We start from the raw sequence: 24,834 nt of genomic DNA on the forward strand, positions 1-24,834 counted from the left end.
CCCCGATAATTTGACGAACCAATGGCACACGGCGCAGAAAAAGTACGGTTAAGCCTACAAAAAGAAAACAAAGGTTGGAAAAAATGGGGGCCATATCTGTCTGAGCGTCAGTGGGGAACTGTACGCGAAGATTACAGCGGAAATGGTGATGCCTGGAATTATATAACCCACGAAATGGCTTTATCCAAAACGTATCGCTGGGGAGAAGATGGTATCGGAGGTTTTTCTGATAATAAACAGCATATCTGTCTCTCTTTCGCTTTTTGGAACCATCGTGATAAATTTTTAAAAGAACGGATATTTGGGTTGACAAACCGTGAATCAAATCACGGCGAGGATGTGAAGGAAATGTATTATTATTTGGATAGTACACCGACGCATTCCTATACAAAAATGCTCTACAAATATCCTCAGCAGCAATTTCCTTATGATAAACTTCGTCAGGAAAATGGCAAAAGAGGCAAGGCCGATCCTGAGTATGAAATCATGAATACGGGTGTGTTCGATAACAATGAATATTTCGACATTTTCATAGAACACGCCAAGGCGGATGAGGAAGATATTATGATGAAAGTGACGGTACATAACCGTGGCCCGAAAGATGCTCCGATCACCGTTTTGCCAACAATCATGTTCAGAAATACCTGGTCGTGGGGATATGAGGCGTTCAATTACAAACCGATGATGAACGGGATTTCAAACCGTTTGATCGAGGTGACGCACCGGAAACATGGAAAGTATAATCTTTATCTGGATAACGCGGATGAGCTTCTGTTTTGTGAAAATGAATCAAATCTTAAAAAGTTATACGGAACAGCGAATAATACGGCTTATCCAAAAGATGGAATAAACGATTATATCGTCAGCGGCAGAAAAACCACAACGGTTAATCCGAATAATATTGGAACAAAAGCTTCCGGACGTTTTACAAAAACGATCAAAGCCGGGGAAAGCGTTGTTTTTCGGATGCGTTATGTAAATCATTCTATTTCAGAACCTTTTGGTGGATTTGAAGATCTTTTCAACAAAAGAATCCGCGAGGCAGATGAGTTTTATGATGATATCCAGAAAGATGTAGCAGATGCTGATCTACGCTCGATTCAGCGCCAGGCTTATGCCGGGATGTTATGGAGTAAGCAGTTCTATTATTACAATGTTTACGAATGGCTGAAAGGCGATCCCGCCCAACCCGAACCTAATCAGGGACGAAAGTGGGGGAGGAATTCCGGATGGAAACATTTGTATTCGGCCAACATTATTTCGATGCCGGATAAATGGGAATATCCCTGGTTTGCTGCCTGGGATTTGGCTTTCCACTGTGTGCCGCTGGCTCGGGTAGATGCAGATTTTGCGAAACGACAGTTAGAAATTTTACTACGGGAATATTACATGCACCCGAACGGACAGATTCCTGCGTACGAATGGAATTTCTCTGATGTTAACCCGCCGGTTCATGGCTGGGCAACATGGAAGGTTTATGAAATTGACCGAGAGCAGAATAACGGCGTTGGTGATATTGAATTCCTTGAAAAAATATTCCACAAATTACTTCTGAATTTCACCTGGTGGGTTAACCAGAAAGATGATACCGGGAATAATATTTTCAGCGGAGGTTTCCTTGGACTGGATAATATCGGTGTATTTGACCGTTCCACGCCGATGCCTTTTGGTGGGAAATTACAACAGGCGGATGCAACAGGCTGGATGGCGATGTATACGCTGAACATGCTTCGAATTTCTGTGGAAATTGCTTTGGTACATCCGGTTTATCAGGATATGGCATCGAAATTTTTCGAGCACTTCCTGCATATTGCTGGTGCCATGGAATCCATTGGTGGTAAAAATTCTTCAATCAGTCTTTGGGATGAAGAAGATCAGTTTTACTATGATGTAATCCATATTCCAAACGGACAAAGTATTCTGCTGAAAGTGCGTTCGATCGTCGGTTTGATACCACTTTTTGCGGTTGAAATTCTTGATCCGCAGAATCTGGACAAAATGCCTATCTTCAAACGCCGGGTTGAATGGGTTTTGGCAAACAGGCCAGATCTTGCCCGTTTGATATCCCGTTGGTTTGAATCCGGAAAAGGAGAAAATCGCTTGTTATCGATTCTTCGCGGTCACCGGATGAAAATGATTATGAAGCGAATGTTGGATGAAAACGAATTTTTGTCTGATTACGGCGTTCGTGCTTTGTCTAAATATCATAAGGATAATCCTTATAAATTCTATATCAACGGAGAAGTATTGCAGGTTGATTACACGCCGGGTGAAGCTTTAACGGATATCATGGGTGGTAATTCCAACTGGCGCGGACCGATCTGGTTCCCGTTAAATTATCTGATTTTTGACTCTTTAATGAAATTTCATGCATATTATGGTGAGGATTTCCAGATAGAATATCCAACAAATTCAGGCAATCTCGTAACGATTAAAGATGCTGCAATGGCAATTGCCAATCGTTTGATCGATATCTTTAAAAAGGATGCAGAAGGCAGAAGGGCATTTAACGGAGACGATGAGAAAATGCAGACCGACCCGAATTTCAGTGATCATATTTTATTTTATGAATATTTCCATGGAGATAATGGCAGAGGATGCGGCGCAAATCACCAGACAGGCTGGACAGGTTTGGTTGCCGAGCTGATTCTTAAAACTTCTCAGGAAAAAATGAAAGAACCTGCCAAGCTGGAATTGCCGCTTAGTAAGTAATTCCTGATTATTATTACTTTTATAAAATTAATTACTCAACCGAGAACGATATTTTTAGTCTTTATTTACTGTAATACCGTAATACAGTTTTTGTTGTAAATATTGACTCATTTTAAAACTAACTGTTTCTGAAAACCATCTTTCAATTTAATTATGACCGCACAATTAGATCCTGCTGTTTTGGCCAAAGTAAATACCTGGCTTGAAGGCGATTACGATATCGATACCAAACAATCAATCCAGCAATTGATTGATGAGGGAAATGATACTGAACTTACTGACGCATTTTACAAGGATCTTGAATTTGGAACGGGTGGTTTACGTGGATTAATCGGTGTAGGTTCAAACCGCATGAACCGTTACACAGTGGGTACTGCAACGCAGGGTTTGGCAAATTATCTTAACAAAGCATTTCCAAACCAGGAAATTAAAGTTGCGATAGCCTACGATAGCCGCATAAAATCTGACGAGTTTTCACAGATTATTGCTGATATTTTTTCCGCAAGCGGGATCACCGTTTATCTTTTCGAAGCACTTCGTCCAACACCTGAACTTTCTTTTGCAATTCGTCAATTAGGCTGTCAAAGTGGTGTTGTTGTTACGGCTTCTCATAATCCAAAAGAATACAACGGATACAAAGCTTACTGGAATGACGGTTCACAAGTTGTGGCTCCGCATGATTCCAACATCATCGATGAGGTAAATGCCATCAAATCAATCGACGATATAAAATTTGAGGGTGATCCTTCGAAAATTATTAAAATCGGTGCTGATGTTGATGAAAAATATCTTGATCATATTCTGTCGCTTTCGATTTCAAAAGATGCGATTGCGCGTCAGAAAGATCTGAAAATCGTTTATACACCTTTGCACGGAACGGGTGTTACGCTAGTTCCGCCATTGTTGAAAAAAATGGGTTTTGAATCGGTGACGGTTATTGAAGAACAGGCAGAACCAAATGGTAATGGCCAGTTCCCAACGGTTGTTTATCCAAATCCGGAAGAGAGCGAAGCAATGTCCAAAGCAGTTGAAAAAGCCAAGGAAATTGACGCTGATCTTGTTTTGGGAACAGATCCTGATGCGGACAGAGTTGGTATCGCTGCTAAAAATCACCATGGTGAAATTCAGCTTTTAAATGGTAACCAGACTGCCAGCGTCCTGATCTATTATCTTTTGAACGCATGGAAAGATGCAGGAAAATTAACCGGAACTCAGTTTGTTTGTAAAACAATTGTAACTACTGATTTAATTGATAAAATGGCTGCGTCTTATGACGTGAAATGCTATAATACCTTAACTGGTTTCAAATACATCGCTCAGGTAATTCGTGAGAAAGAAGGTATTGAACAATTTATCGGTGGTGGTGAAGAAAGTTATGGTTATCTGATCGGTGACGCCGTTCGTGATAAAGATGCTATTGCTTCCTGCGCTATGATCGCTGAGTTGACAGCTTATGCAAAAGACAAAGGATTGAGTCTTTTTGATATGCTAATTGAAATCTATAAAAAATTCGGATTTTACTATGAAGGATTGATTTCATTGACCAAAAAAGGGAAAACAGGTGCAGAAGAAATACAGCAAATGATGGCTGACTTCCGTGCCAATCCTCCTAAAACTTTGGCTGGTTCTGACGTAATCCGCATGGATGATTACAAAGCGTTAACCACTACGGATTTTACGGCCGGAACTACAACGTCGATTCCATCAGGAGAAATGGGAATTGAATCATCCAATGTACTTCAATTCTTTACCGTTGATGGTACCAAATTTACTTGTCGCCCATCAGGAACGGAGCCTAAGATTAAATTCTATGTTGGTGTTCGCGCTGAGCTTGAAGGTAAAGACGAATTCGACAGTGTTTATGCCGGATTGAAAGAAAAAGTGAAATCGATAGGTGAGGAGTTGGGGTTGAAATAATCAACTTGATATTAAAAAACGGCCGCTGCAAAACTTTGCAGCGGCCGTTTTTATTTGGTACGAACCAGAATATATCGCTGTCCGAGGGTATTGATGAAATATCTGATTTCTTCAAGCTGGTCGAATGAAATTGTATTTAAATCCGAGAGCGTCGATGTGGTTCCATTCAGATAAAATTTGGCAAACTGATTGACTGGCATAATGGTCAGTGTATTATCAAATGCTATTTCGATGCCAATTTGTTTTAACCCGTCTTCTGCCTTTTCGCTTTTCAAAGTTTTGTAAGAAAAATCCCGACCACTAAAACCCATGTTCTGGCCCTTGAATGAAGATTTGATCTCATCTTCTAAATAATAATTTGAATTAATTTTTTGGAGTGAAATCGCTTTTTGATAATCTTTTTCTATTTCAAGATTAATACTTTCAGGTGGAGTGAAACCCATACCTAAATTCCCGTTTTTTGTAATATAACCTGAACTTCCTTTCATAGGAGTGTAAGAAGAATTCTCGTTTTGAAAACCTCGCCCTGCTGAACGGTTTATTTTTACATCGACGGTAAGTGTTGTAATAAACTTTTGCAACGGATCATATTCAATTTTGTTGATATTCATTTCTCCTCCAAAACTTTTGATTTCCTTCCTTATTTCATTGATATCGTCAAGTGTCGCAAGCGGAGATATCGCCCAGTAAAGTGTTCCATTTCTTTCCAAAACCCATTTACTTTTTTTAGTTTTTGGCAAAACATCGGGAATATTTTGTTTGCCTTTTTCTAATAAATCAAGCTTCGGACTTTTAACGATTTCATCTTTTCTGATAAATTCTATCACCTTTGGTATAGTCGTTTCAGGAATAAGTAATTCAATTTCACGACTATAAGGAGCTACAAAAGCAGATGACAAATAGAGTATTGCTACTAAGGCTGCGTATTTACCAATTACCCAAATCTGAGATGGTTTTCTGTTCATCATCCTGATACGCTTTTTTAATAATGATTGCGCAAATGAATTGGTTAATGGAATTTCATTTCGTTGCATAACCGTTTTCAAAAGACTGAATTGATATTGTTTCTTTTGGAAACCACTTTTCAAAACAGCATGATCGGCCAGATATTCCAGGTTTTCCTGAACCATTTTTTGATGAAACCATGCGAATGGATTGAACCAGAGAACAATTCGCTGTGCTTCTGCGAGCAAAAGATCAAGGCTGTGCCATTGCAAAATATGCTCACTTTCATGCGCTAAAATGTGTTCAAGCTCACGAGTCGAATGTTTTTTTGGATCACAAACAATCCATCGGAAAAATGAATAAGGAGAAAAGGTATTTCGATTTCTGATTAAAATAATGCCGTTTTCCAGTTTTTCAGATGGCGATTTCCAAAGTGTATAACACAATTTAATAAGTTGGGCCAGCAACTTTGTGAACATAAAAATCACACCCAAAAAATAGATTGTTAAAATTATATCAGTGATCGTCAACTGGATCTGCGGAGAATTTAAAGAAGAAACTTCACTGAATTTTTGTGTAATAATTTCTGTCGAGATCTTTGGAGCGGAGGTTGTCAATTTTGAATCTGCTGATGAAATTCTTCCTGAACCTCAATTGGGCCCCAGTTTGGTAATGGAATAAATGGTAAAGTCCAGGCTGCAAAAACATTATTCCATAACAAAACACGATTCATTTTTGAAAATGTTTCAAACTGAATTAACCAACGGTATCCAAGCGTCAAAATGGCAAGGATGAGGGAAACTTTGAGCAGATAGGCAATGAGCATAGGTCTTTAAGTTAAATTTTAAGACATCATTTTCATTCTTCTTTTTCAATCATCCTGATAATTTCGCGCAGTTCATCAGGACTCACTTTTTCATTTTTAGCAAAGTAGGCAACCAGGTCTTTGTAGGAGTCATTAAAATAATTGCCAACCACCTTTTTCAGCACAAAATTATTCTGGTAATCTTCCTTGCTTATGGCTGGATAATATTCATGCGTGTTACCAAATTGCTTATGCCCGACATATCCTTTTTCTTCGAGATTCCGGATTATCGTCGAAAGTGTGTTATAATGAAGCTTTGGCTTGGTGAAAAGAGGCAGCATGTCTTTTACAAAAGCATTTTGCAAACTCCAAAGCACCTGCATCACCTCTTCTTCCTTATTTGTAAGTCTTTCTGATTCCATGATTTAAAGTTAAAACTATTTTTATAGTTAACAAACTATTTTTATAGTAATTAAACTAAAATTGATTTTTTGTGTCTTGTAACGGTAATGTCCAATCATAATCTATTCTGTATGAGATTAATTTGTTCTCATTCAGTTTTTCTTTTGCAACACACTGCCAACATTATCAGTATCAGGATGAAGATTCCAAACTCCTGATTTATCTTTGAGTTGAAAAGCACTTAACCCGTTAGTTATCCGTCAAATAATGTTTCGTTATCCATCTTTTTTTCAGAGATTTTTTTTGCTGACCTGCATTTTTAGTTTGGTCATTTCAATCTCTTTCGCTCAGCAGAATAATGCGGTTATACTTGTAGGAAAAGTTACGGATGGAAAGACGGGCAAACCACTGCCTTTTGCCAATGTTTTTGTTAACAATTCTACCATTGGGACAAATGCAGATGAAAACGGAAATTATAGATTAACGGGATTGACGATAGGCAGTATCGAAATGGCCGTGTCTTTTTTGGGTTATGAAACGGTAAAACAGACGTTAAGATTTGAGCAGCCTGGTGTTAAAACGGTTCAGTTTAAGCTGATTGAAGGAATGCAGCTGACTGGTGTAACAGTTTACGCTAAGAAAAATAAAAAGCGTGAAAAACACCTGGCTATTATTACAAGAGAATTATTAGGCAAATCCCCTTTTGCCAAACAATGCAAAATATTAAATCCGGAAGTTCTTCGGATTTCTCTCGACGACAATGGTCATTTAAGTGCACAAACCACTTCTGCGCTCATTATTGAAAACAATGCGCTGGGCTACAAAATTTTCCAGGATCTGGATGATTTTGATTACTATGAAGGAAAAGTATATTACGGTGGAAGTACCCGTTTTCAGTTGTTAACGCCAAAAGATACGGTTCAGAAAAAACTTTGGAGGAGCAATCAGGTGATCGCGTATCAAGGTTCGCTCAAACATCTTTTAGCTAGCATGGTTTCGGATAGTTTGCAGGAAAATGGATTTAAGGTTTTTCAGGAAATTCCGGATTCTTTGAGAATGTTTCGCTCTGTGAGAAGTATGAACGGATACAATTATATCACCAACAATGTTCATAACAGGATTGAGCAGGTTCGTGGCGACAGGCTTATAAGGGACGGGGAATTGTCCACGGAAAGACTGGTTGTATCAAGAACAATGCTGGAAGTTTTTTACACAAAAAAACATGGAAGCTCTCCTTATGCCGACATGCCATATGCCTACACGCAAATTAAATTTCCACAAGGATATTGCGTAATTACGCCACAAGGCTGGGTCGTTATGCCCATGGGATTTGAAATCGCCGGTTTTCTGGGAAATGACAGATATTCGACGTTGTTGCCGGCGGATTGGAAAAGAGAAGAATAATTAATTGTTAATGGTTAAGGGTTAATTGTTAATGGGGTTGGTGAGTTTATTCTTGATTCTTTGGTAAATATGAATTCAAAATAGTATTGGTGAAGCCTGATTTCTCAAAATTCAATAATTAACCATTAACCACTAAAAATTAACAATTAAAATCTCTTGTTTTCCAGGATTATAAATGGAACATGCACGTCCCAATCTGGTTTGAAGTTTTCCTGGTTTAGGAACCCTTTGGAATAATTCCCCAGTACAAGATCCTGGTCGCCGTCTCCGTCCATATCTTCTGCATCCATACAAATCCATCTTCCCAGCTTATTTATTGGCATAGCATGCGGGATAAAATTCAGTGAAGTTTTGGTTGTATTTTGTTCAAAATAGAGAAAGCTTCCGGAAGGATTATTTTGAAAATCTGCGAAAAAGGAAATTGTGGCCAGATCAATATCTCCATCCCGGTCAAAATCTTTGGCAATTACTTTTGTCGCGCCATGAAGAGGGTAGAAGTAGGTTTTTTTAAAATGAAGATTTCCTTCATTGAAATTTCCTGTATTGATATAAATGTAAACGCCGTGATATGGTTTTAAAATTCTTGAATAATCGCTGTTGTCGCCAGCGGTATAAATAATATCCGGATTTCCGTCTTTGTTCATATCAGCTAACTGAAAACTGCTTGAACCGAAAACCGGCGGAAAACGCAGTATATTTTCAGTTTTAAATCCTCCTTTCTGATCATTCAAAAATATCCAGATTCCTTCATCTGCATGGGCAAATAAAGCCATTATATCCGGCCAGCCATCCTTGTTAAAGTCTCCGGTAATGGCCTGCGTTGCGCCGGCTATTTCTCTTATTGGCGTCTTTTCAAATTTGTTTTCAGGCAATTGTTTTAAAAGATAAAGTCCGCCTTTATTATGGCCAAAACTGCAAACCACATAATCCGTTGATCCATCTTTATTAAAGTCTGCACTTAGAGTTTGTATTGGCCTGATTAAATTTGAAGTAATAGAAGTTGATTTTTGCGTATTATCAAGCTGGATTATTTCACCATTCGGAATATCAAGCGCTTTCATTTCTCCAATGAGTGTAAGGATATTCCTATTATCGGAAAACAAAACGTTGACCGCCGGCGAAGGTAATTTAGCAGCAAGTGTTTTATTTAAATTTGAATCCCATTTAAACAAATCCGGGTTTTCTGAGCTGTTTGTGTAAATGTTATGATCCTTATTGTTAATTGAAACCAATGTCGTAGTGGCAATAAAATTGGTATCGTTTTTTGGTGATTTTAAAGAAAAAATAGCCCAGTCATTTTTAGGAGCTGTCGGTGCTTTTGTTTGTGGGAGTTTTACCGGAGCTAATGAATCATAGTAAGCAATGATTTTCATCCAGTCGCCCTGAGAGATTGAAGATTTTTCGTTTTGAAAATAATGATTGTTTTGCCAAACTTCCAATCCCAGTTGTTTTGCCATGGCAGGTAAAACCTGATTTTTCCAGGTTTCTTTATCAAGTAAAGACGGCTCAACGGGTAAGTGACAAGTGCTGCAATATTTCTGAGCCAATTTTTGCCCTTCCGCCATTTCTCCTTTTAATTCAGTTTTTTCAGAATTTTTGTTTGAATTGCAACTGACAGACAGGAAAGTTCCAGTCCATAGTATTGTTAGCCAAATAAGAAAAGACGTATAATTTGCCGGCCGCATGAAAAGATTTTTTCAATTATAAACAAAAAGAGGCAGTCGTGAAACCGCCTCCTTTTGTTGGTTATAGTTTGTTATTGATATCCTGGATTTTGTTTCAAAGAAGAAACGCCATTTCTAGTGCTTAAATCAATTTGTGTTTGAGGAATCGGGAAATATTCATTTCTGCTCTTTACGAATTTTCCTCCACTTACATCAGGGGTGATTTTGCTTTCAAAAGCGACATAAGCATTCAAGGTTGTCTCAGCAATGCCCCAACGCGAAAGATCAAAGAAACGGTGACCTTCCATAGCAAGTTCGAGTTTGCGTTCAAAATAAATTGCTTTAAGCGCTCCGTCCTTACCTTTTGCAGCAAAAGCACCTGCCGGATAAACAGCAACTTTATAATTGGCAGCCGGTGTTTTGGTATATCCGCCCATTGGTTTAGTTGGATCTGCATAGGTATAAACCCAGCTTTCCGGTTTTGCGGCGCGGGCACGAACTCTGTTCACATACTCCTGCGCTTTTTCCAGACTTCCAGCCTGAGCTTCGGCTTCCGCAGCCATTAAAAGAACGTCCGCAAAACGAATAACCAATACATTAATTGCTGTTCCTGGCGCCCATGAATGCTGGTCAGAATATTTGTCCTGCGTAGCCTGATAGTACATATTTTTCTTTGGAGAATATGGACCGGCGTAACTCTGATCACGAATCCAGGCTTGTCCCGGATGGTTACCCCAGTCAAGGAAAGGAATTCCGCGGCGGCCAACCGTCCAGTCGATACGCGGATCAAGAGCCACAGTTCCGTCAGGCGTGTAAGCTGCATCCGATTTTATCCCCATATCATTTTTCACAGTTGTTGCATTGTAATTATCAACCAAAGGAAGTCCGTTTGCATCAGTCTGGAAAGAATTGGCAAGGTCAAGACTTGGCTGATAAAATCCGCAGCAACGGAAAGGAGAGTTGTAAGGGAAATTCAGCATTCCACCGGTATTGGCGTTATCAATGGTGTTTGTTCCATCATTTGCAGCCATCTGGATCGCAAAAACTGATTCAGCCATGTTTTTCTTAGCCGCATCAAAATTATCCTGATACTGTGGCATCAAGTCATATTTGATACCATTGCTTGTGACACCAGAGCTAATTACCTGATCAAAAGTCGTTTTTGCTTCTGCAAATTTTTTCTCATACAAATAAGTTTTACCTAAATAGGCAGCAGCGGCCCATTTGTTCACACGTCCTACATCAGATTGTGTTGCAGGCAAATTATCCATGGCGTATTTGAAATCCGCTTCAATATTTGGCCAGATATCTACATCATTTTTTACGGCAGCAGGATTTTCAGTAGTTTCATCAACCCAGGGAACCATGTTGAACATTTTCTTCAATTCTGAATAATAATGTCCGCGTAAGAATCTTGCCTGCGCTGAATAACTTGTTTTTTCTGCGTCCGTCATACCGGATGTAACCAGAGGAACAAATTTCAAAACCGTATTGGCGCGGTTGATACCTTCGTATACCGCTTTCCATTTACTGTTGAAAAAACCGTTACTTGGTCCTGCACTGTAAATCATGATGGAATTGATACCCGGCTGATCAGCTCCGTCACTTCCTTTTTTTGCATCTCCACCGGCAATACTTCCGTAAATCCAGTTATCCGCGGCTGCATCCCAGGCGCTGGCTGCTCCAACTCCGTTTCCATCAAGGGCAGCATAAGCACCTATCAGTAAATTGTCAACACCCGCTTTTGTACTTAACTGGGCATCACTCAAAGCGCCTAATGCCGGTTTGTCCAAAAAAGAATCCTGGCAGGCATATGAAAGCAATCCGAAAGCAACGACTAGGGCTATTTTGGAAAATCGTAATTTTTTCATCTTTTTTCTGTTAAAGGATACAGTATTAGAATGTCAGATTTAAACCAATCAGGAATTGACGGGTGTTAGGGTAAACGCCTTCGTCAAGACCAAAAGCTGTGGAACCAGCCACCTGGCTTTGACCAACTTCCGGATCCGGACCTGAGTATTTAGTGATCGTAAACAGGTTAGCCGTTTGTACATAGACGCGCAGTTTTTCAATTCTCAAACTTTGCGTCAGACTTTTTGGTAAAGTGTAACCCAGCTGAGCATTTTTCGCGCGCAGGTAAGATCCTTTTTCTACGTAGTATGAGTTAGGAACGTTGGTGGTACTGAAAGAACCTGTGTTTTCCTGAATCGGCGCAGTTGCGTTTGTATGATCCGGTCTCCATGAATCGTATAAAGCTGTACTGCTTTTAGCGCCCTGGAAGTTGGTATAGAAATCATTCCACCATTTAAGGTTATTCCAGATCTGATTTCCCTGTACACCATAGAAGAAAATTCCGAAGTCAAAACCTTTGTAATTAGCTCCGATATTCAAACCGTAACTGAATTTCGGACTTGGATTACCAAGGAAAGTACGGTCGTCAGAAGTAATGATTCCGTCACCGTTGGTATCTGCGTAGCGGAAACGACCCACTTTAACTTCATTCTGATAAACTGCATCCGGATTTCCTGACTTCTCTTTTGCACTTGCATCAGCTTTGTTGATTTCATCCTGAGAATTCCAGAATCCATCAATTTTATATCCGAAAAACTGTCCGATTGAATGATCAACTGCGTTACGAACAATATTACTTCCATTAAATCTGCGACCTTCCTGATCAAAATAAGTAGCACCGTCAGTGATTTTCTTGATTTTGTTATTGTAAGTCGTCAGCGTTGCAGTAGCATTGATTTTGAAATCTTTTACTATTGTTTTTTCAGCGTAAATGGATAGATCTATACCTTTATTAGACATTTTTCCAATGTTAACCGCTGGTGCAGTTCCTTGTCCAACCGTACCGGCAAGCTCAGGAGAGAACAAAAGGTCATTGATATTTTTTTGGTAATAATCCACAGTAAGATCAATTGCACCATTAAACAATGTCGCGTCGATACCAATGTTTGAGTTGATATTACTTTCCCATTTGGCGTTCGGGTTACCAACACGTGTTCTCTGGAATCCTTGAATTGTGCTGTTACCTGTTCCTTTAATATCATAGAATGAATTGCTCCTGTTCAAACCATAGGTTGTGAAAGCATTGGCTGGATCCACATTAAACTGGTTTCCCATAATACCATAACCTCCGCGTACTTTCAGGTCGGTGATCCAGGTAAGACTTTTCATGAAATTTTCTTCCTTGATTCTCCATCCCGCACTAACCGCTGGAAACCAGCCGTATTGATTGGTAAAACGAGAAGAACCATCACGACGCAAAGTACCGCTTAACAAATATCTGTCTTTGAAATTATAGTCAAGTCTTCCGATGTAGGAGAACAATGCATCAGAATATTTGGCACTGTAGTTGGTCGGTGTTCCTGATCCTGTTGACAAAATCGTATAATTCGGGTCAAAAGAAAAGTAGCTTTGAGATGTACCGCCAACTTCACGTCCTGTGCTTGTGTAAGCTTCCGTTCCCACCAAAATTTTGATGGTATGCGTGTCGTTGAAAGTGTGCTCAAAATTAACCGTGTTGGTCCAGGTCCAGTTAAATCCGGTATTAGTATATTCTGTGTAGGAATTGGTGGTTGTATTTTCAGAGTTTTCCCATTCCGGATAGCTGAAAGAATTTCCTCTTTGCGAATAATAGTTACCCCCAAAGCTTGAACGCGCAGTAAAGTTTTTCAGGAAATCTATTTCTGCAAACATATTACCAAACACGTTGTTCCCAAGTCCCTTGTTGTTACGCGCACGGTCACGAATCGCTACCGGGTTTTTTGCATTACCCAAACCACTACCGAAGGAACCAGCATAATTGCCCTGAACATCATAAACCGGAATAATTGGCTGCATACGGTAAGCCATACCAATTCCGCCGCCTTCCTGCAAAATGTCAGTTCTTGGGTTGTCGACAAGCGACAAAGCAATGTTCTCACCAACACGGATATGCTTGCTGACATTATACTGGCTGTTCGCACGTATTGTGTAGCGTTTCAGGTAAGTGTTCATCAAATTACCCTGCTGATTGAAATGGTTGAAAGAGAATAAATAACTTCCACCAGCTCCGCCGCCGCTAACGGATAAGTTATGGCTTTGAATAGGCGCGTTGTGAAATACCTCGTGAAACCAGTCTGTTCCTTGTTTATTGGCTTTTACGATACGGTAGAAAGAATCCATATCGGCTTTGTCCGTATAATTCGGGTTAACATAGTATTTTGAAAGATCAACACTTCCTTCTTTCGCGCCTGTTGGAACGATATAATCCGGCAGAACTGGCGTAGCACCGCTTCCGTATTGAGGATCATTGATGGTAGCACCGGAATTTTTAAGCGCAAGAAATTTCAAATCCGCCATTCCTTGTGAAGAAAGTATGTCATATACATTTCCTTTTTTCACAGTTTGTGTACCATAATACATATCGTAACTGATCTTCACTTTTCCAGTTCCGCGTTTGGTAGTAATGATCACAACACCGTTGGATGCGCGGGAACCATAAATAGAAGCAGAACCGGCATCCTTCAAAACCTGCATTGTCGCTACGTCATTCGGGTTCAGGTTGTTGATATCCTGTGTTGGTACACCGTCTACAACAAATAAAGGCGTGTTGTTTCCAAATGAGTTGATACCACGAATACGGATTTGAGGTGCCTGGCCAGGTTGTCCCGAAGTAAGAACGGTAACACCGGAAGCACGTCCCTGAAGCTGGTTTGAAAGGTTGGAGTTTGGCTGCTCGGTAAGTTCACCTACTTTAACAACAGAAACTGCACCAGTCAAATCCTTTTTTCTTGCTGTTCCATAACCCACAACGACAACTTCACTAAGCAGTTTTTCATCCTGAACCAAAGTTACATTTACAGTGCTTTGGCTTGAAGGAACATCAACGTCTTTGGATGTGAAACCGACAAAGCTGAAGGTCAGGGTCACATTTCCATCCGGAGCAGCAATCTTGTACGAGCCGTCTGCATCTGTATTTGCACCGCGGGCGGAACCCTTAACAATAACAGAGACACCCGGTAAGCCAGAACCGCTGCCATCAGATACAACACCTGAAATAGAACGTTCCACAGTCAGATTTTTAGTTTGCTGAGGCGTTAGCATTTCTGTTTTCAGCTTGATACGTTTCAGGATGATTTGTTTTCCCGAAACTTCGAATTCAAGATTAAGAGGATGTAAAATTGTTTTTAATGCGTCACCAAGTTGTTGCTGTTGTAGATTTACCGATATTTTTCTTTCTGATTTAATTAAACTTGAACTGTACAGGAACTTTACATTTGCTTGTTCTTCTATTGTTGTCAGCACTTTACGTACGTCCTGATTCTGCATTTGAATCGTCACGCGGTTGTTCAGAATTTCCTGCGCCTCGCTCACACGTGCCATGGAAATAGTCGACAGTAGTGCTGCAATGATGAGTTGCGTACAACTGAATCTCATAATGATCTGCCAATGAGCATAGTTAGGATACAATTTTTTCATAACTTTACTTAAGTTTTGTTGAACTTGAAAAATGGACAAAACAAATCCTCCATCCGCTGAGAACGGATGTATTCGTACTGAGGAGAAATGATTGGGTTGGTGATGGTGCAAACATCATCAACCTCTTTTTTTGATTTTGTTAGTTAGGTCATAGTGAACGAGTTGGAAAGATTAGGTGATAATTGATAAATTAGTCAGGTTGTAAAATCTTTTATATTTTTCAGTGGCATCCTCTGCCGGTAATGACTACTTGTGCATCTATTACTTCAAATTTTGCTTCAATGCCTTTGCAGATCATATCAATTTTTTCGTAAAGATTTTCATTACTGAAGGAAGCAGTCAGGAGGCAATTGCCTAGTATTTTTTCATCATAAACGATATCAATTCCATAGGTCTGTTCCAGATTGGCAAAAATTTGAGAGACTTTTTCATCCTGGAATTTCAGCATGGGAGCAGGTAATACAGCTGAGGCAATGATTTCCGGGGTATCCACCAGCAATTTTTTAATTCGAAGCTGCTGCCTTAAAAACATGACCTTTTGATTTGGTGTGAGAATTACACCAGCAAGTTTGTTGCTGGACTGATTCTTCTCAGCATCATCATCCATTCTTGTAAATACGGATACTTTTCCGGTTTTTACAGCAACTTCCACTTCTTTATCATTATCAAAGGCTTTAATAAGGAAGCTTGTACCTAAGACTTTGGTTATCAATTCATTTGCGTAAACAAAAAATGGTTTATCCGGATTTTTTGTTACGTTGAAAAATGCTTCACCCGACAGATATACTTCACGCTTCGAATTTCTTTCAAAATCCGCAGCATAACTTACACTGCTTTTGGGATGTAACACAATCGTACTGCGGTCGGGCAGAACAATGAGCTGCAGTGTATCGGAGCTATTTATTTTTTCTTTTAACTCTGTTTTTGAACAGGCTGTAAGTTTTTTATAGATTGTTGTATTGTTTTGTTTTTCTGTTTTTAAAAACCAGCTAATGGAAAAGATAAGCACAGCTGCCGCAGTGGCAAAAGTAGTCAGCCAGCGGGATAATATTTTGCCCGGTTTTTTATCCATATGCTGTTGAATATTGGCCAGCATATTTTCAACTTTTACCTCATCAGGAAATTCAGTTTCTATTTCATCTTTGATTTGAAGCAGGATAGATTGAGCATTGGCTATCATTTCAGATTTTTCGGGATACTGAATCAGAAATTCTTTCCAGAAATGATTTGTTTCAGAGGTAGGGGTATATACCCACGCTTTGAAATATTCGTCTTCCAGAAAATCAGTTACTTCAAAATGGTAGTAACTCATATTGATAGCATTATTCGATGAAATAATTAAACTTGTTCTTTATTTAGAAAGAGCAGTGAAGTAGAAAGTTTAACTCACTTTAAAAGAAATATTTTTAAAAAAATAAAAATATGCCTGCAAAAATTATAGAAGTGGTAAGATGACGCAGCTTTAAAACTGCTCTCTGGATGAGATTACGAACAGATTGCTCGTTTATGGAAAGTATTTCAGAAATTTCAGAATAGCTGAAATCCTGGTAATAGCGAAGCATTAAAACTTCATATTGACGTACGGGAAGACTTTTCAACCAGCTGTTTAATTCGTCCTTTTGTCTCTGAAAATCTTCTTCTTCTATGATCTCATATTCCTTGGGGAAATCTACCGGATGTATTCCTTCATCAATATTTTCCCAGCGCTGACTATGATGATTTCCATTAACGGATTTGTGTATCCGGCGGCGCAAGGCACGGAAGAGATAAAATTTGGGAGAATCAACATCTGCCAAACGACTTTTACTTTGCCAAATATCAATAAAAAGTTCCTGAACCATATCCTGAACAGCCTCTTCATCGGATATAAGCTTCTTGCCATATCCGTAGAGGACATGAACATATCTATGGTATAATGTGGTAAAAGCTACTTCATCACCTTGTTTGAAGGCTTGCCACAATACTTTATCTTCACTATGTGTAAAAGTTGATGTCAAGTATGAAGTTTTTAGTTACTCAAAAGTATTAAAAAATATAAGAATATAACAATTTAAATCTTACTACTTTGCAGATATTACCATTTTTATATCATATATTGATAAATTTGGATTAGTCAGCATCTATTTCAATCCCATTTTCTTCATTATTCAGACTATTTCAATTAAATGATTAGAGATAATATCAACCTTGACGATGATTCTTCATATTCCAAATAATTATCTGTTAAAGGCTTATATAACGGGCTTTAATATCCAGTATCATTAGGGTTTAATTAAGGATCCGGATTCTAACTTCATTAAATTTAGTTCAGTGGCACAGGCTTGTCCAGGATATTTCTTGTTGTGATGATCTCAGGAAATAGGCCATTCTCCAGATATACTTGCACTAAACGAAATCCGGTTGTGAAGTGCAGTTTTTACCAAATTTTCGGCTGAAGTCTATAAGAGTACTATTTATTGGAATAGTACAATGGATGTTTTAAATACAGGAAAAATACTATTGTCAAATTTTAAACTACTTGTTGCACTTTTTATATAAACATAGGATTATTCGAATATTAAGATATAACCAAAATTGGAATTTTTCAATATGAAAACATTGCTATTGACTTATATTAAGATTGTTACCTACCTTTGACATATCAAAAGCAAACGAAAAGGCGCTTTTATATAATCCGAGTAGAAATTGAATATTAATTTAACTATATCTGTAAAGTACAATTCTTTGCAGAGAGATTAAACAACATAAAATTAAAGACATCATGAAAAAAACAATCTTAGCAATCGCAGTTTTGGTGGGAGTATCAACTGCAAGTTTTTCTTACGCAAACGAAAAAAATTCTAACAGTTCTGCTGCTGCAATCGAACTGGTTTCTGGCGACAATGTTACTTTCCGTTTGAAACTTGACAACGTAAAAGAAAAATCTTCTGTGATTATTAAAGACGATTTCGGAACTGTGCTTTATAGCTCTGCAATTCCTAAGTCTGAAAACTACTCGAAAGTATTTGACCTTTCTAATCTTTTGGATGGTAACTATACTTTTATCGTGAACAATGGTTCAGAAGTTACTGAAAAACCTTTCGTTATCGCTACTGAAACAAAACGTTTGGTAACTGCTGTTAAATAAGGAATACAAGTTTTAAGAAATAAAAAGGAGAGCAACGGTCCCGTTGCTCTCCTTTTTTTGTGGGCTATGTTTTTTGCCAATGAATAATTTGGGTTTCCCAGGGTTAAAACCCTGCGCTATAATGTCGGTCATGCCAATGGCATTTTGCTTTGTGACGGTTTGGTTGATATGAATGTTATTGGGTTGACTTTTATCTGTCCCATGGAATAAATTCCGTGGTTATCAAATCGGTCATACGTATGGCACTTTGTTAAACTTAGATTTGCTAGTATTCATAATGCCGTAGGCATGACCGACATTGTAGCGCCGGGTTTTAACCCGGGGAAAGCATAGGGGTTGAGATTATAATACGAAAAAATGCCATAACATGACCAATTAGGGAATGTTATGGCATTTTTAATTTATAAAAATTGGCGTATTAACTTACAGTTTAAAGATCACACCAAAATTGACATTTCCTTGTAAAAAGAAGAAATGCTGTGCTGCTCTGTCATCTGTAAAATTGGTGGTCAGGATATTCGGCATATTGATATACCCACCTTTGGCCTCGCCCTGAATAAAGAAATGCTTGAAAAAAGTAACATTAAGTCCGGTAACCAAATCAACACCGTATCCCGCCACATGCCATTGATCGTTCTCGGCATAATTAAGCAATGTTACATCAGACTTTGGGTAAAGAACACCCGCTCCGACACCTTCAATTAAATTAATGTCAATGTTTTTTATTTTCAGGGATCTCTGGTCAAAAAGATTATCCATTCTTCTTACTTCCAGATTCAGGTAATTTAGTCCGTTGGTGTGTTCAAAGCGCAAAAAGTTTGGAGTCAGCTTAATAGGTACATTATTATACGTCCTGTCATAATCCGTTCCTGTTCCGGCAATAGCACCATTAATTTTAACAATCTGATCCTGCTGCATTACATATTTCATGTGATCAAAACCAAAGGAAATGCTGTACTTGGAATTGAAATAATATCCTATTCTGAAATTGTATTGGGGAATTGTAATTTTTGAAGGATTGAAATACCGTAGAGAAAATCCTGTTTGACGATCTTTTGCAACTACATCTTTCAAGGTAAAGTTATAATCGTTTCCCTTAAAGTGAATGTCTGACTTTGTATAAGCACTCTGGTTCCAACCCCAGGAGACAAATATTTTTCCTTTTTGATTATGAGCGTTTGCGAAATCGTAAGTTTGGGAATACGCGATAAAAGCTTGCATGACAAGCATGCTGACAAGGAATATTCTTTTCATAAGATATTGATAGAAGAGATATTAAACTAAACAAAGACACAGACTTATTTCTATGCATCTGTTTTTGACTAGTGATTTAAGTGATTTTTACAAAATAAAGTTCACACGCAAACGGATGAAATCAACTGTCTGGCAAAGTTAGAAAGATTGTATTTATTTAATTGTCACACTCGGTTACTTTAAAGGTGAAAACCTGAAATATTAACATTTTTAATTTTTTTCTAATCGATGACGAATGCGTTGCAATTTGTTATTTTCAAATTGTATATAAACAAAAACCGCCGCAGAAATCACTTTCTGCGGCGGTTTCTTTATGCTTACTGTATTCTTCCTAATATTTCATTACCTTTTTCTCTGCGCTGCTTTGAAATGCAAGGTCAATTACGCGGCAAGTTCGTAGGATTTCTTCCGGCTTCACCGCAAGTTCTGCACCTTCGACAATTGCTTCATATACATTGTCATAAAATGGCATATAATCACCAGCTTCGCTTTCTATAATACCTGTAAAGTCAGCGGATGACAATTTCCCCCAACGATTTTCAGGTTCAACACCCCATGGTTTTTCATCAGGTAAAATATTTTTACGTAATGTTTCTTCCTGCGGATCCAGCCCGCCTTTGATAAATGAACCGCTGGTACCGTGAATAGTATAACGCAGGAAATTTTCGTAAACCATCAAACTGGATTTTAAAACTACCAATTTGTCAGCATAACCTAGTCTAACGTCAAAATAATCGTCGATTTCACTATTTGGACGAACACTGCGAACTTCGGCTGTAACCGTTTCAGGTGTGCCAAATAAAGTGAGAGCCTGATCAAGCAAATGCGGTCCAAGATTATATAAATTTCCACCCACGTCAACCTTTTTCTCTTTCCAGGATTCCGTCGGAACAACAGGGCGGAAACGGTCATAACGGCATTCATATTCAATAACATCACCAAGTTTTCCTTCTGCGAGCAGCTTTTTGATTGTTAAGAAATCGGAATCCCAGCGGCGGTTTTGATAGGCAGTCAGGATCAGATCTTTTTCTTTAGCAAGGGCTACCAATTGTTTCGCTTCGTCTTCGGTTGCTGCAAATGGTTTTTCAATTACTACATGTTTTCCGTTTTCAAGGGCGTCCATGGCGTATTGGAAATGCGTATCATTGGGAGTGCAAATAAATACCAGATCAATTTCTGTATCACTCAAAAGCTCATCAATGGAACGTGCATTTTCTATGGAAGAGTCAAATTCCTGTGCTTCATTTTTGCTTCTTTCAACTGCTGTTTTTAATTTAAACCGAGGATTAACTGAAAGAAAAGGCGCATGAAAATACCGGCCGGAAAGTCCGAAACCGATAAGGCCAACGTTAAGAATTTTGGAAGACATAATAATTGGAATAAATGAATAATAAATAAAGGAATATGCCATGCAAGATTCCTATTAATAATTCTTGTTGCAAAGTTAACTTTTACGGGTACAGAGGCAAGTTGTATCTAAAATCAGGTTTGATAATACACGTTTACGCCTGCTCCCATAATTCTTTCACTTTAAATAAATCTCTTTTCATCGCATCAAAAACAACTTTTGGCGCGACGGTAATCTTATCCGCTCCCTGATCGGCACCTCCCAGAGGATATTCCAGATGCAGACAAATCGGAGCCTGAGTATTACTGGCTTTTAACAATTTGAAATATGTTTTGAAATCAACCATACCTTCCCCAAGCGGCACATTTTTTGGCGCCCATTTTCCATTGGTTTTTTCCCACATGAAATCTTTTAAAACAATTGTTTTGATGCTTGGTTTGATCAATTCATAACCTGTCTGCCAGGAAAGTCCGCCTTCAAGTGTGGCATGCCGGATATCGTATTGCGCACCCATATGGCTCAAATCAGCCTTTTGCAGCAATTCCCAAACTTCGAATAAGGAAGCGCCAACCATTCTTCCTGCGTGATTTTGATAACAACCGGTAATTCCGAGTTGCGTATTCAGCTTGCTTAAAGCTGCCACTTTATTTCTGTATTCATCCAGCGACTGCGGAATCGTTTTCTGGTCGTTGTATTTGTACCAGTTCATTCGGTAGTACTTAATTCCTTGTGCTGCGGCTACTTCGAGTACTTTCTTGTCGAGCGGATTATTCTCATCTTCAATAGCAGTGGCCATCAACAATGGCGAAAATCCTACTTTTTTCATTTCTTCAACCACCAGTGGTAAATCGGTTTCAACACGCTCAGGCAACACATGTCCCTTTGGCCGTACAGTCAGATCAATGCCATCAAAACCAATTTCTTTCGCAGCCTCTGCCATGTCTTTATAGTTTAAAAACTGCAAATGCTTGGAGAAAATATTGATTTTGGGAACACCGGCCACTGGTGTTACATTTTTGGAAAATGCTTTTTGCTCAATGAAAGGAAGTAAACTTCCCGCAAGGGCAGAATTGATCAGAAAGTTTCTTCGGGACAATGGGTTTGGCATATTACGGTTTTTAGATTGCTGCTGTGACAAAGAGAAGATGCTGATTCAATGTTATTATAAAGGAGACGAACAATGAATCTTACTACCCGTAGTAAGGCCCGTCTTTTGGCGATTTAACAGCGTACCCGGAATTCGAAAAGTAGTCCTGAAATGCTGGTCAGGTGATATTACTAAATAATGCAGCAGCCGTTTTTCAATAAGGATTAGAGGTTTTGTAAGAATTGTCAGTCACAAAATGTGATTACTGTATTTAAATTGTGGTATTTTTGTATCATGAATACATGGCCTGTTACAATCCGTTTTCAAGATTTGTCCGAGTTGGATACTGTTGCGGCTTCTTTATTAAAGTTGGGAGAAAATGTTTCGGTTTGGCTGTTTGACGGTCCCATGGGCGTTGGTAAAACCACATTGATAAAAAAACTCTGCGAGCTTCTGGGCGTTCAGTCTATTGTGCAGAGTCCAACCTTTTCTATTGTTAATGAATATATTACCAATGACAGAAAAGTAATTTACCATTTTGATTTTTACAGGATCAGAAGCGAAGTTGAAGCATTGGATATCGGTATTGAAGAATATTTTGATTCCGGCGCATTTTGTTTTGTAGAGTGGCCCGAGAAAATAGAGTCACTTTGGCCATATCCGCATTTGTTGATAAAACTGAATTCTGATGAAACAGGGGAACGCGTTTTGGAAATCAGCGAAGTGAAAGTCTGATAAAATGTGAGCCATTTTTCTTGATTGTTTATAGATCCACATTATTACTCACCAAGTATAAATTTAATATTTCACCTATTCCATGGCACAACCGCAAATAAAGGGTTTTGAAGAATTGGCAAAACAGTCGGCACTTTATCCGCAGGAGTCATTACTGGCAACCCGGAAAAATCAGAATTCCTTACTTATTGGTTTGCCAAGGGAAGTTTCATTACAGGAAAATCGCATTGCTTTAACGCCGGATGCGGTTGGTATTCTGGTGAGAAACGGACATGAAGTTTGGGTTGAAAAAAATGCCGGAAAAAGTGCCAATTTTTCGGATCATGATTATAGCGAAGCTGGCGCCAGCATTGTTGCAGGACCAAAGGAAGTTTATCAGGCCAATCTGATTTTAAAAGTTGAACCATTGGTTGAAGAAGAATTCGCCTTTATCAAAGCCGGTACCACGCTTATTTCTGCGTTGAATTTACCGACGCTGGAAAAGAAATATTTTGAAAGACTGAACGAAGCCAAAATTACAGGTATCGGTTACGAATTAATTGAGGACCAGGTAGGAGGGAAACCAATTATACGTGCAATGGGTGAGATTGCCGGAAGTACAGTTTTATTGATTGCAGCTGAATATTTGTCCAATCCCAATGGTGGTCGGGGAATTATTCTTGGCGGAATTACCGGCGTGCCGCCAACTAAAATCGTAATTCTTGGCGCAGGTACTGTGGCGGAATACGCAACACGTGCAGCGTTGGGTTTTGGTGCAGACATCAAAATTTTTGACAAACATATTTATCGCTTACAAAGACTGAAATATTCTATCGGGCAAAATCTTTACACTTCTATTATAGATTCGGATACGTTGGCTGAGGCAATCAGTCGTGCCGATGTAGTAATTGGCACAATGAGGGCTGAAAACGGCATGAGTCCAATGGTTGTTACAAAAGAAATGGTGGCGGGCATGAAGCAAGGTTCTGTCATTATTGATGTGAGCATCGATCAGGGAGGATCTTTCGAAACGTCCAAAATGACAACGCATAAGCATCCGACTTTTAAATATAAAGACGTGATTCATTACTGTGTTCCAAACATTCCTTCACGGGTTGCCAACACGGCGAGTACGGCTTTAAGCAATGTTTTTTTACCATTTTTATTACAGACCGGCACAATTGGTGGTATAGAAGAAATGATTTATGCAAATCGTTGGTTTATGAAAGGAGTGTATTGTCATAAAGGAACATTAACCAATTCTCACATCGCAAGAAGTTTCAATATGCGTTATAAAGATTTGACGTTGTTGCTTGCGGCAAGAATGTGATTTTGGCTTTGGGTCGTCAGCTTTCGGCTGTCGACTGCGAGCGCAAAGTAACTGGAATAAATGAATTATACATTTGAAGAATGATGTAGTGATTAAATAATAATAAACAAAATAACGGTTGCAAGCCAATGCCGAAAGCTGATGGCTGACAGCCGATAGCCCAAATATGATTAACAACAGCAATGAAAATGCCATGATGGACGATGCAAACTCGCCTGAGTTGAACCGGAAATTAATGGGATATGTGTCACAGGATTTTGTACGGGTTTCGGATCAGTTGAAGGATGCTTCATATCAGATCCGTAAAAGAGGATTTTCTGAAAACCCGATTTTTGTCATCACAAATGAAGAGGTCGATCTTGGTGTGCTGCTGATCGGCTCTACTGAAATGACAAACCGATATAATTACAGAGCATCCTACATGCAGGAATTTATAGACCGGAAATTAATTGGCGAAGAGTCAATTGATCTGTTTAAGGAGAACTATAAAAACGCAGACGAATACTGCTGCCTTTTTGCATTAATCGGTGATTTCTCCGGTTTTATTTTTGTTCCGTATCCGGAGGATAATTAACAAAAATAAAAAGTTTGGAATATGTAAAGGTAATAACTCTTTTCAAGAGTTATTACCTTTTTTTATACCCCCAAGCATCCAATAT

18 protein-coding genes are annotated in these 24,834 nt (G+C 38.8%); 7 read left to right on the forward strand and 11 right to left on the reverse strand.

Going from position 1 to position 24,834, the window contains the following annotated elements:
- Positions 1-21: 21 nt before the first annotated feature.
- Positions 22-2,712 (forward strand): MGH1-like glycoside hydrolase domain-containing protein, encoded by a 2,691-nt coding sequence (locus IEE83_RS04120; protein WP_194119357.1) that lies wholly within the window; start codon positions 22-24, stop codon positions 2,710-2,712.
- Between the two features lie 153 nt (positions 2,713-2,865).
- The gene (locus tag IEE83_RS04125) at positions 2,866-4,629 is read left to right on the forward strand and encodes a phospho-sugar mutase (RefSeq protein WP_194119358.1); all 1,764 of its coding nucleotides are present in this window, start codon (positions 2,866-2,868) and stop codon (positions 4,627-4,629) included.
- Between the two features lie 50 nt (positions 4,630-4,679).
- On the opposite strand, the gene IEE83_RS04130 is transcribed toward IEE83_RS04125, so the two are convergent.
- Genes IEE83_RS04130 through IEE83_RS04140 form a run of 3 tightly spaced genes read right to left on the reverse strand, consistent with a single transcriptional unit; the run spans position 4,680 to position 6,801 of the window.
- Positions 4,680-6,191: a M56 family metallopeptidase gene (locus IEE83_RS04130; RefSeq protein ID WP_194119359.1), complete on the reverse strand. Its 1,512-nt coding sequence runs from the start codon at positions 6,189-6,191 to the stop codon at positions 4,680-4,682.
- Entirely contained in the window at positions 6,188-6,400 is a 213-nt protein-coding gene (locus tag IEE83_RS04135; RefSeq protein WP_194119360.1) for a hypothetical protein, read from the reverse strand. Before IEE83_RS04135 ends, IEE83_RS04130 begins: the two co-directional genes overlap by 4 nt.
- A 32-nt stretch (positions 6,401-6,432) precedes the next feature.
- Positions 6,433-6,801 (reverse strand): BlaI/MecI/CopY family transcriptional regulator, encoded by a 369-nt coding sequence (locus IEE83_RS04140; RefSeq protein WP_194119361.1) that lies wholly within the window; start codon positions 6,799-6,801, stop codon positions 6,433-6,435.
- A gap of 304 nt (positions 6,802-7,105) precedes the next feature.
- Here IEE83_RS04140 and IEE83_RS04145 point away from each other — a divergent pair, with 304 nt between their 5' ends.
- The gene (locus IEE83_RS04145) at positions 7,106-8,185 is read left to right on the forward strand and encodes a carboxypeptidase-like regulatory domain-containing protein (protein ID WP_228101670.1); all 1,080 of its coding nucleotides are present in this window, start codon (positions 7,106-7,108) and stop codon (positions 8,183-8,185) included.
- Between the two features lie 146 nt (positions 8,186-8,331).
- Here IEE83_RS04145 and IEE83_RS04150 read toward each other — a convergent pair whose 3' ends face one another.
- The 5 genes from IEE83_RS04150 to IEE83_RS04170 all read right to left on the reverse strand — a co-directional run bounded on the left by IEE83_RS04150 (position 8,332) and on the right by IEE83_RS04170 (position 17,312).
- The gene (locus IEE83_RS04150; RefSeq protein ID WP_194119363.1) at positions 8,332-9,750 is read right to left on the reverse strand and encodes an FG-GAP repeat domain-containing protein; all 1,419 of its coding nucleotides are present in this window, start codon (positions 9,748-9,750) and stop codon (positions 8,332-8,334) included.
- A 191-nt stretch (positions 9,751-9,941) separates the two neighbouring features.
- Positions 9,942-11,720, reverse strand: a complete 1,779-nt coding sequence (locus tag IEE83_RS04155) for a RagB/SusD family nutrient uptake outer membrane protein (protein ID WP_194119364.1) — start codon at positions 11,718-11,720, stop codon at positions 9,942-9,944.
- A gap of 25 nt (positions 11,721-11,745) precedes the next feature.
- Complete coding sequence (locus IEE83_RS04160) at positions 11,746-15,315, reverse strand: TonB-dependent receptor (RefSeq protein ID WP_194119365.1); 3,570 nt, start codon at positions 15,313-15,315, stop codon at positions 11,746-11,748.
- Between the two features lie 220 nt (positions 15,316-15,535).
- Positions 15,536-16,627 carry a FecR family protein gene (locus IEE83_RS04165; protein WP_194119366.1) on the reverse strand — a complete coding sequence of 364 codons (1,092 nt, stop codon included), beginning with the start codon at positions 16,625-16,627 and terminating at the stop codon, positions 15,536-15,538.
- Positions 16,628-16,721: 94 nt separating this feature from the next.
- Complete coding sequence (locus tag IEE83_RS04170) at positions 16,722-17,312, reverse strand: RNA polymerase sigma factor (protein WP_194119367.1); 591 nt, start codon at positions 17,310-17,312, stop codon at positions 16,722-16,724.
- Between the two features lie 764 nt (positions 17,313-18,076).
- Here IEE83_RS04170 and IEE83_RS04175 point away from each other — a divergent pair.
- Positions 18,077-18,442 carry a T9SS type A sorting domain-containing protein gene (locus tag IEE83_RS04175; RefSeq protein ID WP_194119368.1) on the forward strand — a complete coding sequence of 122 codons (366 nt, stop codon included), beginning with the start codon at positions 18,077-18,079 and terminating at the stop codon, positions 18,440-18,442.
- A 423-nt stretch (positions 18,443-18,865) separates the two neighbouring features.
- On the opposite strand, the gene IEE83_RS04180 is transcribed toward IEE83_RS04175, so the two are convergent.
- From IEE83_RS04180 to IEE83_RS04190, 3 genes are all read right to left on the reverse strand, one after another.
- On the reverse strand, positions 18,866-19,696 hold the full coding sequence (locus IEE83_RS04180; protein WP_228101671.1) for a hypothetical protein: 831 nt from the start codon (positions 19,694-19,696) through the stop codon (positions 18,866-18,868).
- Between the two features lie 331 nt (positions 19,697-20,027).
- Complete coding sequence (locus IEE83_RS04185) at positions 20,028-21,107, reverse strand: Gfo/Idh/MocA family oxidoreductase (protein WP_228101672.1); 1,080 nt, start codon at positions 21,105-21,107, stop codon at positions 20,028-20,030.
- Positions 21,108-21,198: 91 nt separating this feature from the next.
- Positions 21,199-22,152, reverse strand: coding sequence for a sugar phosphate isomerase/epimerase family protein (locus IEE83_RS04190; RefSeq protein ID WP_194119369.1), 954 nt, complete (start codon positions 22,150-22,152; stop codon positions 21,199-21,201).
- 273 nt (positions 22,153-22,425) lie between these two features.
- Between IEE83_RS04190 and tsaE the strand changes: the two genes are divergently transcribed.
- The 3 genes from tsaE to IEE83_RS04205 all read left to right on the forward strand — a co-directional run bounded on the left by tsaE (position 22,426) and on the right by IEE83_RS04205 (position 24,749).
- Entirely contained in the window at positions 22,426-22,866 is a 441-nt protein-coding gene (gene tsaE / locus IEE83_RS04195; protein ID WP_194119370.1) for a tRNA (adenosine(37)-N6)-threonylcarbamoyltransferase complex ATPase subunit type 1 TsaE, read from the forward strand.
- 82 nt (positions 22,867-22,948) lie between these two features.
- Positions 22,949-24,175 carry an alanine dehydrogenase gene (locus IEE83_RS04200; RefSeq protein WP_194119371.1) on the forward strand — a complete coding sequence of 409 codons (1,227 nt, stop codon included), beginning with the start codon at positions 22,949-22,951 and terminating at the stop codon, positions 24,173-24,175.
- Between the two features lie 166 nt (positions 24,176-24,341).
- Positions 24,342-24,749 (forward strand): hypothetical protein, encoded by a 408-nt coding sequence (locus IEE83_RS04205; protein ID WP_194119372.1) that lies wholly within the window; start codon positions 24,342-24,344, stop codon positions 24,747-24,749.
- The last annotated feature ends 85 nt before the right edge of the window (positions 24,750-24,834 follow it).

It is taken from the genome of Dyadobacter subterraneus, assembly GCF_015221875.1.
Lineage (GTDB): Bacteria > Bacteroidota > Bacteroidia > Cytophagales > Spirosomataceae > Dyadobacter > Dyadobacter subterraneus.

Excerpts from the sequence above, each read along its gene's own strand:
- IEE83_RS04120 (WP_194119357.1), top strand. The coding sequence starts at position 22 with ATGGCACACGGCGCAGAAAAAGTACGGTTAAGCCTACAAAAAGAAAAC.
- IEE83_RS04125 (WP_194119358.1), top strand. The coding sequence starts at position 2,866 with ATGACCGCACAATTAGATCCTGCTGTTTTGGCCAAAGTAAATACCTGG.
- IEE83_RS04135 (WP_194119360.1), bottom strand. The coding sequence starts at position 6,400 with ATGCTCATTGCCTATCTGCTCAAAGTTTCCCTCATCCTTGCCATTTTG.
- IEE83_RS04140 (WP_194119361.1), bottom strand. The coding sequence starts at position 6,801 with ATGGAATCAGAAAGACTTACAAATAAGGAAGAAGAGGTGATGCAGGTG.
- IEE83_RS04150 (WP_194119363.1), bottom strand. The coding sequence starts at position 9,750 with ATGGCGGAAGGGCAAAAATTGGCTCAGAAATATTGCAGCACTTGTCAC.
- IEE83_RS04155 (WP_194119364.1), bottom strand. The coding sequence starts at position 11,720 with ATGAAAAAATTACGATTTTCCAAAATAGCCCTAGTCGTTGCTTTCGGA.
- IEE83_RS04160 (WP_194119365.1), bottom strand. The coding sequence starts at position 15,315 with ATGAAAAAATTGTATCCTAACTATGCTCATTGGCAGATCATTATGAGA.
- IEE83_RS04165 (WP_194119366.1), bottom strand. The coding sequence starts at position 16,627 with ATGAGTTACTACCATTTTGAAGTAACTGATTTTCTGGAAGACGAATAT.
- IEE83_RS04175 (WP_194119368.1), top strand. The coding sequence starts at position 18,077 with ATGAAAAAAACAATCTTAGCAATCGCAGTTTTGGTGGGAGTATCAACT.
- IEE83_RS04180 (WP_228101671.1), bottom strand. The coding sequence starts at position 19,696 with ATGAAAAGAATATTCCTTGTCAGCATGCTTGTCATGCAAGCTTTTATC.
- IEE83_RS04185 (WP_228101672.1), bottom strand. The coding sequence starts at position 21,107 with ATGGCATATTCCTTTATTTATTATTCATTTATTCCAATTATTATGTCT.
- IEE83_RS04190 (WP_194119369.1), bottom strand. The coding sequence starts at position 22,152 with ATGCCAAACCCATTGTCCCGAAGAAACTTTCTGATCAATTCTGCCCTT.
- tsaE (WP_194119370.1), top strand. The coding sequence starts at position 22,426 with ATGAATACATGGCCTGTTACAATCCGTTTTCAAGATTTGTCCGAGTTG.
- IEE83_RS04200 (WP_194119371.1), top strand. The coding sequence starts at position 22,949 with ATGGCACAACCGCAAATAAAGGGTTTTGAAGAATTGGCAAAACAGTCG.
- IEE83_RS04205 (WP_194119372.1), top strand. The coding sequence starts at position 24,342 with ATGATTAACAACAGCAATGAAAATGCCATGATGGACGATGCAAACTCG.